Here is an 11,940-nt window from a genome sequence, read left to right as displayed (position 1 = left end):
ACAAGGGGGAGGGTGAAGAAGCGCCTGCCCGCCAGTGGGCCAGCACTTTTGTTGGGAGCGGATCGCAAAAAAGCTGGCTCCCCACCTCCCCCTTGTGGGGAGGTCGGACCGCAGGTCCGGGTGGGGGTGCTTGGCGCTGGCCTTGCAGGACCCAGGTCTTGCAGCGCCGCGCAGACCCCCACCCCGTCCCGCAATCTCCGCTTCGCTCCGACTGCGAGCCGACCCTCCCCACAAGGGGGAGGGTGAAGAGATCAACCCGCTATCGCCAGCGGCACGGCGCTCTTGTTGGGGATCTGGATATCAATCTCCAGCGTCGACATGGTCTCGCCGCGGTCCATCGAGACCTGCAAATAATCCTGGTCGATCTGCACGTGCTTGGCGATGACGGCCATGATCTCCTCGCGCAGGATGGAGACGAGGTCGGGCTGGCTGCGGTTGCGGCGCTCATAGGCGAGCAGCACCTGCAGCCGCTCGCGCGCCACCGGCGCGCTGGAGCGCCGCCGGAAAAGGTCAAACACGTTCATGCCGCCCTCCTTCCCAACAGACGATCGAGGAAGCCCTTGCGCTCGAACGGCACGATAACAGGCAATTCCTCGCCTTCGAGCCGCCTTGCGGCGTCGAGATAGGCCTTGGCCGCGGTGTTGAGCGGCTCCGACAGCGTCACCGGCGAACCGAGGTTGGAGGCCCTGAGCACATCCTGGCTTTCGGGGATGATGCCGAGCAGCGGCACCGACAGGATCTCCAGGACATCGTCGATGGAGAGCATTTGGCCGCGCGCCGCGCGCGCCGCGTCATAGCGCGTCACCAGCACGTGCTTGGCGATCTGCTCGCCCTGTTCGGCGCGCATGGTGCGGGCGTCGAGCAGGCCGATGATGCGGTCGGAATCGCGCACCGACGACACTTCCGGGTTGGTGACGATGACCGCCTCGTCGGCAAAGCGCATGGCGAGCTGCGCGCCGCGCTCGATGCCGGCCGGGCTGTCGCAGAACACGTAGTCGAATACCGAGCGCAGTTTTTCGATGACCTGGCCGACGCCTTCCTCGGTCAGCGCGTCCTTGTCGCGCGTCTGCGAGGCCGGCAGCAGGAACAGCGTTTCGACCCGCTTGTCGCGGATCAGCGCCTGCGACAGCTTGGCCGTGCCCTGGATGACGTTGACGAGGTCGAACACGACGCGCCGCTCGGCGCCCATGATCAGGTCGAGATTCCTGAGGCCGACGTCGAAATCGACGAGCGCCACCTTCTTGCCGGTCTTGGCCACGGCGGCTCCCAGAGCCGCCGTCGAGGTGGTCTTGCCGACGCCCCCCTTGCCTGAGGTGACCACCACTACCTTGCCCATCAAAATGCCTCCGTTGTTGTCGTTGTTATCCCTGGCCGGCTTGCCGGCCTCCGGCCGCCCTGACGGCCGTTCTCAGCTCAATGTCTCGACCCGCAGGCCCTCGCCGTCGAGAAAGGCCTGCACTGGTTTTCCGCGCGACACCCCTTCCATCTCCTCGGCGGTGATGTACCAGCCGTCGACCGACAGAAGCTCGGCCTCGTTGCGGCGACAGAAGATGCGCGCGCCGGTGTTGCCGAGCGCTCCCGCCGAAGCGCGCCCGCGCAGCGTGCCGTAGACATGGATCGAACCCGCCGCGACGATCTCCGAACCGGACGCGACCGAGCCGAGCACGATGACATCGCCATGCGCATGCATGATCGTCTGGCCGGAGCGGATCGGCGCCTTGATCATCAGCGTGCCCGAATCGTAGTGCGCCACCTGCGGCCCGCTTTCGCCCGCCTTGCTTGCGCCAGCCTTGCCCGTTTCGTCCGCCTTGCCCGTTTCCAGCTTGGCCTTGCCCGCCTCGTCCGCTCTGTCAGCTTCCAGCTTGGCCTTGCCCGCGCGACCCGTATCCGCGCGCGCATCCACGCGGGCTTCCGCCGCGCCGCCGTCGGCCATGTCGGAAATCTCCGCCCTGCCCTTGCGGCCGGGCAGCAGCCCATCCGTCGTCGCCTCCTTGGCGCCGACCAGCAGCGGCGGCAGTTCGGGGCCGAGCGAAGCCCCGTCGAGCTCGATGGCATAGATGCGGATGCCGCGCGTACCCAGCTCCGCCACCAGCGCCGCGATCTCGCCGGCTTCAGGCTTCAGCACGTTGAGATCGAGCAGCACCGGCCGCCCGGCAAAATAGCCCGGCGAGTTGCCGATCCAGTGATCCAGCCCCACCAGCCACTCCGCCAGCGGCGCCTCCGGCGTCAACGTGAAAGCGACGAAGGAGCGGGCGCGAAAGCGAATGGATTTGGCCTCGAGGGGAGCGGCAAAGGTCACGGCTGGCGAATCCTTACTGAGAGGTAAACGCTAGCGAGAGAATGGTTAACGAATGGTTAATTTTGCAGTTGGAGGCCGTTAAGAGCTGGCGCGGCTACCTTCTGTGGCTGGGTGGCCACAACGCCTGTTGCCATTCGTTATCCATCCCGACATAGACAAAGCATTCGAGGTTAGTGGATGGGGTGGGGTGGCACCCGAGGGGCGACCGCGCTCACCAGCCACGCGATATTTCAAGGCGCACGCCTAGCGTCGCAGTTGCTCGACCACGTTACATTTGTCCGGAAGGACGGCCTGAATAATGTCCTGCAGCCAGTCTCGCAGCGCGTACTTATGTTCGACACTAGGCCCGTAAGCAACTAGATCGCCGTGGGCCGGATCAGAATCTTTTGGCGTATAAATCACGTTAGTTGGGAAGCTTGGGATTGCGGCGCTACCATCGGTGCGGAGATTTTCAACGCTTTGATACATGACCCCTGCAAACGGCATTTTGTCGCCGCAGAATTCAATCGCTTCCTTTTCCACATCCTTGACGAGAGATAGCAAGCGCCCAGAAAATTCGATACTCCATGGACGCGCGTCGGGCTGACCTATGGCCTTTCCACCAAAGGCAGCATTGTGGAGCGTACCATCTGCCTTCCAATAATCCGTGTTAGTAAGCACACGGAGCCAGTAGTCCGCAGCATCTGCGCCGTCCCCCGCATTCAGCGCCATATTAACTATTCAGCCTTCGCACGAGACTTGCCAAATCAAACTTCAGACTATCAGTCGCGATCGGTTTAGGAGGCAAGATTCCACTTTGCCCATCCATGCGCCTCCAGTAGCCCTTCCAAACATTACCCGGTCCGATATCTATGAACAGCTTACGAAGGCTACCGCTGTTCCAGAGCCATTCAAGGGCTATTGTCCCATCCGTGCCGGGTGCAATTTCGGGGGCTGAAAGCATTCTAGGCAACGCTGCCAAGAAATTTGTAGCGGCCTTTCGGGTACCCGCTGAAATTGGATCGGCATCGAAGCCGTCCCAATCTCGCGACTCGTACTTGGCATAGCTGGCCAGCCTATCCCTAATTTTGAGAGCATCGAGTCGCCTGCTGGTGGCATTTTCTCGGGTGAGCAATGCCAACAAAAGCCGGGCGCGGAAGGGTCTTTCCAAGTCCGTCCTAAAGGGCAGCGCGACATCAAAAGTAATAGGCTGCCAAGCCTTCGGCTCCGATCTTGGAGCCGAAGAGACGGCGTGCCAATCGGCGAAAATTGAGAATTCTGGTCTCGCCGTAATGTTTGCGCTAATCAGCGTGGATCCCTGCGGATGGGAGAACTCACCATCCATCGGGTTAAAGGCATTTAGCGGCAAAATTGGTGCGGTGATATTGGCCGCAGCGAACGCATTCATGGGCACTCACCAGTCTCAACATTCTCGCGTGCTAGATCTACAAGTTCCATAAATATGGGCACTAACAGCGATTTCTCAAATTGTTTTGCGTTTGCCGCATCCGTGCTGTGATCAATTTCCAATCTGACGGCAAAAACTGGCTCACCCATCGCTACCATGCCATTTTCCGCGCCGAGGCTAACCGCGCCAGACAATATACGCATCGCAGAAAACGCAGTTATTCGGTTTAATTCCGCGCCATTCACTTTGCTGTTGGTGGGCCAATTAGTCCTTATTAGAAAATCCTTTACCCTGTCTTCGACTTTAGCAGAGCGGACGTAGTCTCCCAACAATCGATTTGCGTGCTGGAAGTCCTCAGCGCGTTGGAGAATTACGCCACCAAATGCAATGCGAACTATTGGGAAAGCAGCAGTCTCAAGCCATCCGGTCACTGTCTCAACGAATGCATCGGTAGCTTGGTCAAACTCTGCGAACACCGGCAGATCGTGGTCGGATTCCATCGATTGGCTTTGGGCCAAGATGATGTCAGCACGCGACGCTTGATAGGAGAAACTTAGCCTTCCCGGCCCAAACTCGCCAGCGTAAATACGACCCGCCGGCACAGCTTGTCTTGACTCGGCTTCCTCTTGGCCCGTTAGGCGCGACCAATCACTTTCGGACCCCTTCACCGCTTCGTTTGAGAAAACGGAAAGCCTCAGATTTTCAACCAGCCATTTGGCGGTCATAGCTATGCCCCACTGTTCCGCGACATTTAACACTGACAAAAAGTGATTAATAGAGGCGGAGCCCGAGTGAATTGAGGCTCTTGCACCTACCCATCAAATAGCCCACGCTTATTCAGCGCTACAGTCGAGTGCCATTTTCGGAGTGGAACCGCAGGCAACGACGCACCGAAGGCGAGCTTCCGTCCTTGAGTTTCCTGATCATTTCGCTTGGCCCTCCTGAGGCGTGCGCCGCCTTTTGGCTTGGGGGCGCGGGCGGCTTGTTGGATCGCGGCACCAATCGGTGAAACCGCAATACGCATTTCCCTCCCAACTTTCCGACTAGCCGACGCCGCGCCCTCACGGCAGAATGTTGCGATGTGCAACCTCTACAACATCACCACCTCGCAGGAAGCCGTCCGCCAGTGGACCCGCGCTTTGCGCGACATCCTGGGCAACCTCGAGCCATCCATCGATATCTACCCCAATCAGTTCGGCCCGGTGGTTCGCAACGCACCGGACGGCGAGCGCGAGCTTGCGAACCTGCGATGGGGAATGCCGACGCCGCTGGAGCGGGTCAGGGGCAACGCCGACGCCGGCACGACCAATATCCGCAATCCGCAATATGGGCACTGGCAGCAATATGTCGGGGTGGAGCACCGTTGCGTCGTTCCGGTGACGAGCTTCGCCGAGCCCAGCCCGACGCCGGGCGACAAGGACCCCGAGACGGGCGGCATCCAGCGGAACTTCTGGTTCGCCCTCAGTGAGGACCGCCCCCTGTTCTTTTTCGCCGGCCTGTGGACGCGTTGGCAAGGAGTGCGCAAGGTCAGGGAAGGCCCGGGCGATCATGAGGTCTACGGCTTCTTGACGACCGCACCCAACGCCCTCATCAAGCCTATCCACGAGAAAGCAATGCCGGTGATCCTGACGACGCAGGAACAAACGGAGACGTGGCTTACCGCGCCATGGTCGGAGGCGAAACGGCTGCAGCGCACGGCACCGGACGATGCTCTTGTGATTGTCGAGAAGCCGGCGACGCAGATCAAGGTTCCGTCGCAAACACCGCCGCCGGTGCAGGGCTCGCTGTTCTAAGCCTTGTACTTCTGCATCACCCAGATGTAGCCCTTCGGCGGGTGGTCCTGGTCGATAAACTGGGTTTTCACGGTGGCATCCCCGCGGCCGCAACGCTTGCAGCGGAAGCGGATGGTTTCCAGCGGTTTGTTCCATCCCACCACCTTGGCCACGTCGTTGGCGCGGAAGCGGCCGACATGCCAGCAATGGCCGCATTCCACGATGAGCAGCATGTTGGCCTTGGCCGCTCGCCCAACGCTGTCCATTGGCCCGGCCATGGGTCATTCCCGGCCCGAATAGTCCTCGCCAAGCGGCAAAAGGCCAAGGCCGCTCATGCGGAAGTCCGGTTCCTTTTCAGCCACCGCGGCCAACGCTTCGTGCAGCTTGTCCACGAGCCCCGCGAGCAGCCAGAACATCTCGCCATTGGCCTTGAGGTGCAGTTGCGCCGCCAGGATGGTTTTGCGCAGGTCAAGCGCGTCGCGGATTATCGCTTCCGCGTCCGACCGGAACAATCTGTCATAGCGGCTCTTGCGTCTGCCCAATGCGGCTCTCCCTGTTGTGAGCGACCGCCCCACCTCCCGCCCAGATAGGAACTCATTCCTCGCGGAGTCAATTCGCCCTTGACAATTTTGTTCCGTTTTTGTTCACTGTGGGCACAAGCTTTTCGAGCAACCCCCATGGACCACATTGTGACGCTGGACAGCCGCCAGGAAGCAGCCTTGCAAGCAATCGCCGACAAGTTCATTGCACAGCACAAGGGCGACCCGGTGAAGACGCTGAAGGAAATGATCGTTCTCAATGGTCACCTGCAAGACCGGCTTGACGCGCTCTCCGCACCGCGCCGGGCGAGCCGCTAGGAGCAGGCTGCGCGCGGCTTGTTCGATCGCGGCGGGCGCCGGGCCTGTTGCGATTTGGGCAGCAATGATTTTGGCAGCGCCGGAAAACCGGTCTGGAATGCCACAAAAAATGTCATGTCCCGTCGAAGTTGTTGTCATGTCCCGTCCAAGTTGTGGACACTTCTTTTACAAAGGCGCACTCTTGGATTGCGAAACCAAGCTAGAGTTTCGTCCAACACATGCTTGAGGTGCGTCGGTGATTGCCTGACCTATCCGGATACTTCCGGCTGGGCAGAGCTTTCATTGTGTCGCCTATCCGTGATCGGGCTACGGCCTAACGCACGTTGCAGCCTGCTCCGGATCAACTGGGAGGTAAACAACATGCATGGCATTCAACGCAGGGAACTTCTTGTTCAAGGAAGTGCCGCTCTTGTCGCAATCGCTGCTCTCTCGCGTCGCGCCTACGCTTTTCCGGCACAGGCGGGCGAGGAAGTCATTCCGTGGCTGGACCAGCCGACCGAAAATCCCAATCCAGAAGGCATCAAGACGCAGCTTGTCTGGGAGAATCTGGATAGCTGGATAACGCCAAACGACAAGTTCTTCAGCATCTCGCATTTCAATCGACCGACGATCGATGAGAAGACATGGTCCATGGAGATCGGAGGCCTGGTCAAGAAGCCCCTGAAGTTGACGCTCGCCGACATTAGGGCGAGGCCGCGCCAGGAGGTCGTTTTCACCGTGGAATGCTCGGGCAACCACGGTTTTCCCTTTTTCACCGGCGGCATCGGCAACGCCCGTTGGGCAGGGACGCCGCTGGCGCCGATCCTCAAGGAAGCCGGCGTTCTGGAGAAGGGCATCGAGGTCGTCTTTTGGGGTACTGACGAAAGCGAGATCCCGATACGCGACGTCAAGATGAAGCAGAACTTCGCTCGCAGCATGTCGCTCGCCGATGCGATGAACCCCGACAATCTGCTCTGCTATGAAATGAACGGCGCCGCCTTGCCGGCGGCCAATGGCTTCCCGCTGCGGCTCATTGCACCGGGCTGGTACGGGATCGCCAACGTCAAGTGGCTGAAGCGCATCGAGGTTCGCGACACGAGGTTCATGAGCCTGCTGATGGCCCGCGACTATGTCACCATCCGGGAGGAAGACCACAATGGCGAGACCGTATGGGCCGAGACCTCGGTGGGCCGCTCGCTGCTAAAGTCGGCGCCCGCGAAGGTCACCCGGAAAGGCTCGGACTACGCCATCGTCGGCGCAGCCTGGGGGGCGCCGATCGACCGGGTCGAAGTGCAAATCGATCAAGCGCCCTGGGCGCCGGCAACCATCGACCACAGCGAGGAGGCCGAACACGCCTGGAAAATCTGGTCCCTGCCATGGGCGAACCCCTCGCCGGGAGAACACACGGTGACCTCGCGCGCGGTCAGCACCACGGGACAGGTTCAACCAGCAATGGACGACCCCTTGATCGCCAAGAAGCACACATACTGGGAGAGCAATGGCCAGGTGACGCGGCGCATCAAGATCACTTGAAAAAAGACGGGAAAGCCAATGCGGGCGCGAAGCCCGCGGGAGGTTAGAGCGGTTCAGTATTTGATAAACATTGAACCGCTCTAACTATTTGTTTTTGCGTGATTCCAGACGGAAACCGTTACACACTTTTCCTGGAATTGCACTTAGCCGAGTGGCAAAAATTGTCATGCCGACGCTTATGACAAGTCGGGGCGTCGTCACATCGTGCGCGCCAGCCCTCACGCCGCGAGTTGGACCTCGCGGGCGGCGGCGATGATGATGACACTTGCGAGCAAGCCGTAGGCTGCCTCTCAGGCCTCGCGAACCGGCAGCGTGAAGGCGGGGCCAAGACCAGCCGCCAGCGTCTCGATCAGCGCACCAGAGGAGCGTGCCGATGACGCCCGACCAGATCAGACTTGTCCAGGATAGCTTTCGTGAAGTCGTCCCGATACGCGCGGCCGCCGGCGCCCTCGCCACCCACACTCACCGCGCCTCTCAGTGCCTCTTAAAATACTGCACCTCCTTCTCATGCTTCTCCGCCGCCTCGCGTGTCTCGAACGTCCCCAGATTCCGCCGCTTGCCCGTCTTCTCGTCCTTCTTGCGCGAATAAAGCCGGTATTTTCCGTCCTTGAGTTTCCTGATCATTTCGCCTGGCCCTCCTGAGGGGTGCGCCGCCTTTTGGACTTGAGGCTGCGCGCGGCTTGTTCGATGGCGGCGCGGTCGCGGCCCAGGCGGTCGATCAGTTCCTGCGCCTCGTCGCCCGATATGCCGGTGCGCACCGCCAGTTCCTCGACCGTCAGCACGTCGGCGCTGGCGATCTCGCGTGGCAGCGCGTCGCCGGCCGTCAGCGGCAACGCCGCCTCGCGGTCGATCTCGGCTTCGGCCCGGTGCCAGTGATCCTCGGGGTCGCCGCCGCCTTCACGCTGCCAGATCTGGTATGCGCGCTGCTGGATCTTCTCGTGCCGGTCGTCGTCCATATGGTTGTTCCTCCTCTGTTGTTTGGGTGCAGTGCCGATCCGAACGAACCAGGAAATTGCGCGGTCGCACGCGGCGCCCTTCGACGTGTGGGCTCGCCAGCCCGCTACTCGCATTGCCGTCTCGGCCCGCCGAAGTATGGCTGGTAGCTGTTGTCTTCCGGGCGGTAGGAGCGGTAGCGGCTGAAGCAGGAGGCGACATGGTCGGCGTCGCCGCCGGTGGCCGCGTAGGCGCCGAGGCCCGTACCGTTGTCTTCGACATAGCTGGCCTCGGCGGCGGGCGGCTTGGCGCGGTCGGCGGCGAGATAGGGCGAGACGCAGGTGCGCTGCTGCCCGCTATAGGACATGTAGCTGTTGTCGTCGGGATTGTAGGAGCGGTAGCGGTTGGCGCACCAGGCGAGATGCGGCGGCGGCAGCTCGGCCTCTCCCGGCGCAATGGCGCCGGTGACGGTGGGGTCGGGCTGCTTGGCCGGTTCTTGGGCCGGCTCCTGGGCCGGCACCTTGGCGGCGATGTCGGGAGGCGCGGGCTGCTCGGCCGGCACGCGTTCGAGGTCCTGCGCCGCTCTGTTCACCGGCCGCGCTTTCCTGGTCCACAGCTCGGCCACGCTGACGGTCGGCCTTGCCTCATGCGCGGGCTTGGCGGCAAGCAGCCAGGCGGCGAACACCAGCCCGCTGCCGAACACCGCAAGGGTCAGCATGAAGCCGCCGACCAGTCCCAAAACCGCTTTCATGCAACACTCCTTGCGCCCCTGCTAATAGAATGCGGGACGTCAAGGCTTGTTCCAGAAAAGCACGCGCGGCAGGCGTCCGCTGTGGCCGGGGGGCGACCCTCAAACCGGCAGCTCCACGTCGACGGAAAACTGGTTCTCCACGGCCAGCAGCGCCGCCACCATTTCCTTGTCGCGCCGGCGCTGCTGCAGGTAGAGGGCGACCAGCCAGTCCAGCGAGAACCTGCCGGCCCCGGCGACGGCCAGCACGAACATGCCGCCGGCGATCGCCAGATCTTTTTCGAAATGCAAGAGTTCGTTCTGGCTGGCGAAGTTGGTGTGGAACAGCATGGCCGTCGTCAGGCAAAACAGGCCGAGCCCGATGGCGCCTAGCCGCGTCAGCAGGCCCGACGCGACGGAGAGCCCTGCCCCCAGTTGCAGTGCTACGGTGGCGACGAACAGCGGCAGGCCGACGCCAAGCGCCGCCATCGCCTTGGCGGCGCCGTCGAAATGGATGGCGAGGGTCACGCCCTCATGCAGGAAGATGAGGGAAAGCAGCAGGCGGCCGACGAGCAGCGCCGCGTCCCCGAGATGGTATTTCGCGGCGAGGCCGCGCAGCTTCGCGGCGAATTCGGTCGGTGTCATGGGTCAGCCTCCAATTTGAAAGGGCCGGAGCCGGCTCGAGGGAGAGGTGCCGGCTCCGGCAGTGGGCGCCAGCCACGAGCGCCCGAACGGCGGTGGATAAGGGTTGAGGTCGGCGCCAGGCCGCCCACTCCGTCTCGGCTTCGCCGAGCCACCTCTCTCTCCCCGCTTTGCGGAGCGAGAGGAAAGGCGCTGTGGGCTTATTGCGTCACCTTGGTGTCGATGGCCTTTTGCAGATCCGCGAGTTCCTCGCAGCCGGCGGGGCACAGCTTCTGCAGCGACGCCAGCTGCTGCTTGGCCCTGTCCATGTCGCCGGTCTCGACATAGAGCTCGCCCAGATATTCGCGGGCGGCCTTGTGGTCGGGCTTCAGCTCCAGCGCCTTGTTGTAGTAGGTCAGCGCGGTGGTGAAGTCGCCGGTCTTGCGCAGCGTGAAGCCGAGCAAATTGTAGACGTCGGCCTGCTGGTTGTCCTGCGCCAGGTCGCGCAAATCGGCCAGCGCGCCCTTGTAGTCCTTGGCGGCGATCTTGGCCTGGACGGCGCTGAGGTCGGGCGCATCAGTGCCCTCTATGTCGTCCACCGCATAGGCCGGCATGATGGTGGCGACGGGAATGACGGTCAGCACGGCAATGGCGCCGAGCAGGCCGAACAGGGCGTTTCCGCCCAAAAGAAGCTGTTTCATTGTCTTTCTCGCTTGGGTTGGGAGCTCGCGCTCATATCTGCACGGGCGTAAAGCCGTAGGCATTGCCGTCCTTGACGAAGACGCCGGTGCCCGGGAACGGGAAGTGCGACCCGGAAATGCGGATGTTGTCGGCAATCACCCGGTCGATGATCTTGTGGCGCGTGGTGATCGCCGTCGGCCCATCCTGGTCGTAGGCGCCCTGCCATTCCGGATGCGGCGCCAGAAGTGCGGGCACATACATGGTGTCGGCCGAGATCATCAGCTGCTCCTTGCCGGAATTGGCGAGGTAGACAGAGTGGCCGGGCGTGTGGCCGGGTGCGGCGATGATCTGGATGCCGGGCGCGACCTCGGCGCCGTCCTGAACCAGCTTCCAGTTCTTCCATTTCGGAAAGTTTTCGGCGATGCGCTTGCCCGCCGGCTTGCGGCCCTCGGGCAGCTTCGCCAGCCGGCTGGGGTCGGTCCACCAGTTGTACTCGGTGGCGTTGACGATCAGCTCGGCATTGGGGAACACCGGCGTGTTGGTGCCCTTCTCCATCAGGCCCCAGACATGGTCGGGGTGGAAATGCGAGATCATGATGGTGTCGATCGCCCTGTAGTCGATGCCGGCGGCGGCCATGTTGGCCGGCAGATGCGTGGCGTTGGCCTGCCACTGGCCGACGCCCGAGCCGGCATCCATCATGATCAGCTTGCCGCCCATCTTGAGCACGACGACGGTAAGCGGGATGGGCATGAACTCGGTGGTCAGCCCGGCCTTGGCGAGGGCCGCCTTTGTGTCGTCGACGGAAACGTCCTTGATGAAGGCCGGATCGTGGGGCTTGCGCCAGATGCCGTCATAGATGGCGGTGACCTCAATATCGCCGACCGTGTATTTGTAGAAGCCGACGGTGGGTTCCACCGGCGTTTGCGCGAAAGCGGAGCGGGTGAATTCGAGCTTGCCGGCAAGGCCGAAGGCGGCAGCGGCGGCGGCGGATTGAAGCACTGTGCGGCGTGTCATGCTGAACATGGTGATCTCCTCTGTTGAGTGGTGGCTAAAGTCGCGGCAGGCCAGAAATCCCGGGAGAGATGACGGAGGGCCAAGCCCTGGCCCTCCGTCCTGATGCGGTCGAGGTCGGCACCGTCGGGATCCGGTGC

The 11,940-nt window shown here is 62.2% G+C and carries 17 protein-coding genes; 3 read left to right on the top strand and 14 right to left on the bottom strand.

All coding sequences use genetic code 11. The features are described from left to right. Positions 1–251 precede the first annotated feature (251 nt). The 6 genes from minE to JT360_RS28720 form a co-directional block, all read right to left on the bottom strand. Entirely contained in the window at positions 252–524 is a 273-nt protein-coding gene (minE, locus tag JT360_RS28745; protein ID WP_214476061.1) for a cell division topological specificity factor MinE, read from the bottom strand. After that, a complete protein-coding gene (gene minD / locus JT360_RS28740; protein WP_214476059.1) occupies positions 521–1,336 on the bottom strand; it encodes a septum site-determining protein MinD in 816 nt (271 codons plus the stop codon). The genes minE and minD overlap by 4 nt, the downstream gene beginning before the upstream one ends. A 72-nt stretch (positions 1,337–1,408) precedes the next feature. Then, entirely contained in the window at positions 1,409–2,299 is an 891-nt protein-coding gene (gene minC / locus JT360_RS28735; RefSeq protein WP_214476057.1) for a septum site-determining protein MinC, read from the bottom strand. A gap of 243 nt (positions 2,300–2,542) precedes the next feature. After that, positions 2,543–3,010: a hypothetical protein gene (locus tag JT360_RS28730; RefSeq protein WP_214476055.1), complete on the bottom strand. Its 468-nt coding sequence runs from the start codon at positions 3,008–3,010 to the stop codon at positions 2,543–2,545. 1 nt (position 3,011) lies between these two features. Continuing rightward, on the bottom strand, positions 3,012–3,686 hold the full coding sequence (locus JT360_RS28725) for a hypothetical protein (protein ID WP_214476053.1): 675 nt from the start codon (positions 3,684–3,686) through the stop codon (positions 3,012–3,014). Continuing rightward, complete coding sequence (locus JT360_RS28720) at positions 3,683–4,411, bottom strand: hypothetical protein (RefSeq protein ID WP_214476052.1); 729 nt, start codon at positions 4,409–4,411, stop codon at positions 3,683–3,685. Before JT360_RS28720 ends, JT360_RS28725 begins: the two co-directional genes overlap by 4 nt. A 354-nt stretch (positions 4,412–4,765) precedes the next feature. Between JT360_RS28720 and JT360_RS28715 the strand changes: the two genes are divergently transcribed. After that, on the top strand, positions 4,766–5,479 hold the full coding sequence (locus tag JT360_RS28715) for an SOS response-associated peptidase (protein WP_214476050.1): 714 nt from the start codon (positions 4,766–4,768) through the stop codon (positions 5,477–5,479). Here JT360_RS28715 and JT360_RS28710 read toward each other — a convergent pair. Continuing rightward, on the bottom strand, positions 5,476–5,736 hold the full coding sequence (locus JT360_RS28710; protein WP_214476048.1) for a hypothetical protein: 261 nt from the start codon (positions 5,734–5,736) through the stop codon (positions 5,476–5,478). The two genes, JT360_RS28715 and JT360_RS28710, sit on opposite strands and share 4 nt — an antisense overlap. Before the next feature lie 3 nt (positions 5,737–5,739). Continuing rightward, on the bottom strand, positions 5,740–6,000 hold the full coding sequence (locus JT360_RS28705) for a hypothetical protein (protein WP_214476047.1): 261 nt from the start codon (positions 5,998–6,000) through the stop codon (positions 5,740–5,742). A 135-nt stretch (positions 6,001–6,135) separates the two neighbouring features. Between JT360_RS28705 and JT360_RS28700 the strand changes: the two genes are divergently transcribed. Further along, entirely contained in the window at positions 6,136–6,315 is a 180-nt protein-coding gene (locus JT360_RS28700; RefSeq protein ID WP_214476045.1) for a hypothetical protein, read from the top strand. Between the two features lie 360 nt (positions 6,316–6,675). Next, entirely contained in the window at positions 6,676–7,827 is a 1,152-nt protein-coding gene (locus JT360_RS28695) for a sulfite oxidase (protein WP_214476070.1), read from the top strand. Between the two features lie 474 nt (positions 7,828–8,301). Here JT360_RS28695 and JT360_RS28690 read toward each other — a convergent pair whose 3' ends face one another. The 6 genes from JT360_RS28690 to JT360_RS28665 form a co-directional block, all read right to left on the bottom strand. Beyond that, positions 8,302–8,451 carry a hypothetical protein gene (locus JT360_RS28690; RefSeq protein WP_140773983.1) on the bottom strand — a complete coding sequence of 50 codons (150 nt, stop codon included), beginning with the start codon at positions 8,449–8,451 and terminating at the stop codon, positions 8,302–8,304. Then, the gene (locus tag JT360_RS28685) at positions 8,448–8,783 is read right to left on the bottom strand and encodes a DUF2934 domain-containing protein (RefSeq protein WP_214476043.1); all 336 of its coding nucleotides are present in this window, start codon (positions 8,781–8,783) and stop codon (positions 8,448–8,450) included. Before JT360_RS28685 ends, JT360_RS28690 begins: the two co-directional genes overlap by 4 nt. A gap of 104 nt (positions 8,784–8,887) precedes the next feature. Beyond that, the gene (locus JT360_RS28680) at positions 8,888–9,511 is read right to left on the bottom strand and encodes a BA14K family protein (protein WP_214476041.1); all 624 of its coding nucleotides are present in this window, start codon (positions 9,509–9,511) and stop codon (positions 8,888–8,890) included. Positions 9,512–9,610: 99 nt separating this feature from the next. Next, the gene (locus JT360_RS28675) at positions 9,611–10,132 is read right to left on the bottom strand and encodes a DoxX family protein (RefSeq protein ID WP_214476039.1); all 522 of its coding nucleotides are present in this window, start codon (positions 10,130–10,132) and stop codon (positions 9,611–9,613) included. A 197-nt stretch (positions 10,133–10,329) separates the two neighbouring features. Beyond that, positions 10,330–10,809 carry a tetratricopeptide repeat protein gene (locus JT360_RS28670; protein ID WP_214476037.1) on the bottom strand — a complete coding sequence of 160 codons (480 nt, stop codon included), beginning with the start codon at positions 10,807–10,809 and terminating at the stop codon, positions 10,330–10,332. 31 nt (positions 10,810–10,840) lie between these two features. After that, the gene (locus JT360_RS28665) at positions 10,841–11,812 is read right to left on the bottom strand and encodes an MBL fold metallo-hydrolase (protein ID WP_214476035.1); all 972 of its coding nucleotides are present in this window, start codon (positions 11,810–11,812) and stop codon (positions 10,841–10,843) included. Positions 11,813–11,940: the final 128 nt, after the last annotated feature.

The sequence above is a fragment of the Mesorhizobium sp. dw_380 genome, from assembly GCF_018588885.1.
GTDB lineage: Bacteria > Pseudomonadota > Alphaproteobacteria > Rhizobiales > Rhizobiaceae > Mesorhizobium.
Note: the sequence above shows the minus strand (reverse complement) of the source record. Positions and strands in the feature narration are given on the sequence as shown.

What these genes read in the sequence shown, in the direction of transcription:
- JT360_RS28695 (WP_214476070.1), top strand. Translation starts at nt 6,676, where the DNA reads ATGCATGGCATTCAACGCAGGGAACTTCTTGTTCAAGGAAGTGCCGCT.
- JT360_RS28725 (WP_214476053.1), bottom strand. Translation starts at nt 3,686, where the DNA reads ATGAATGCGTTCGCTGCGGCCAATATCACCGCACCAATTTTGCCGCTA.
- JT360_RS28665 (WP_214476035.1), bottom strand. Translation starts at nt 11,812, where the DNA reads ATGTTCAGCATGACACGCCGCACAGTGCTTCAATCCGCCGCCGCCGCT.
- minD (WP_214476059.1), bottom strand. Translation starts at nt 1,336, where the DNA reads ATGGGCAAGGTAGTGGTGGTCACCTCAGGCAAGGGGGGCGTCGGCAAG.
- JT360_RS28670 (WP_214476037.1), bottom strand. Translation starts at nt 10,809, where the DNA reads ATGAAACAGCTTCTTTTGGGCGGAAACGCCCTGTTCGGCCTGCTCGGC.
- JT360_RS28680 (WP_214476041.1), bottom strand. Translation starts at nt 9,511, where the DNA reads ATGAAAGCGGTTTTGGGACTGGTCGGCGGCTTCATGCTGACCCTTGCG.
- JT360_RS28685 (WP_214476043.1), bottom strand. Translation starts at nt 8,783, where the DNA reads ATGGACGACGACCGGCACGAGAAGATCCAGCAGCGCGCATACCAGATC.
- JT360_RS28690 (WP_140773983.1), bottom strand. Translation starts at nt 8,451, where the DNA reads ATGATCAGGAAACTCAAGGACGGAAAATACCGGCTTTATTCGCGCAAG.
- JT360_RS28700 (WP_214476045.1), top strand. Translation starts at nt 6,136, where the DNA reads ATGGACCACATTGTGACGCTGGACAGCCGCCAGGAAGCAGCCTTGCAA.
- JT360_RS28710 (WP_214476048.1), bottom strand. Translation starts at nt 5,736, where the DNA reads ATGGCCGGGCCAATGGACAGCGTTGGGCGAGCGGCCAAGGCCAACATG.
- JT360_RS28715 (WP_214476050.1), top strand. Translation starts at nt 4,766, where the DNA reads ATGTGCAACCTCTACAACATCACCACCTCGCAGGAAGCCGTCCGCCAG.
- minE (WP_214476061.1), bottom strand. Translation starts at nt 524, where the DNA reads ATGAACGTGTTTGACCTTTTCCGGCGGCGCTCCAGCGCGCCGGTGGCG.
- JT360_RS28730 (WP_214476055.1), bottom strand. Translation starts at nt 3,010, where the DNA reads ATGGCGCTGAATGCGGGGGACGGCGCAGATGCTGCGGACTACTGGCTC.
- JT360_RS28720 (WP_214476052.1), bottom strand. Translation starts at nt 4,411, where the DNA reads ATGACCGCCAAATGGCTGGTTGAAAATCTGAGGCTTTCCGTTTTCTCA.
- JT360_RS28675 (WP_214476039.1), bottom strand. Translation starts at nt 10,132, where the DNA reads ATGACACCGACCGAATTCGCCGCGAAGCTGCGCGGCCTCGCCGCGAAA.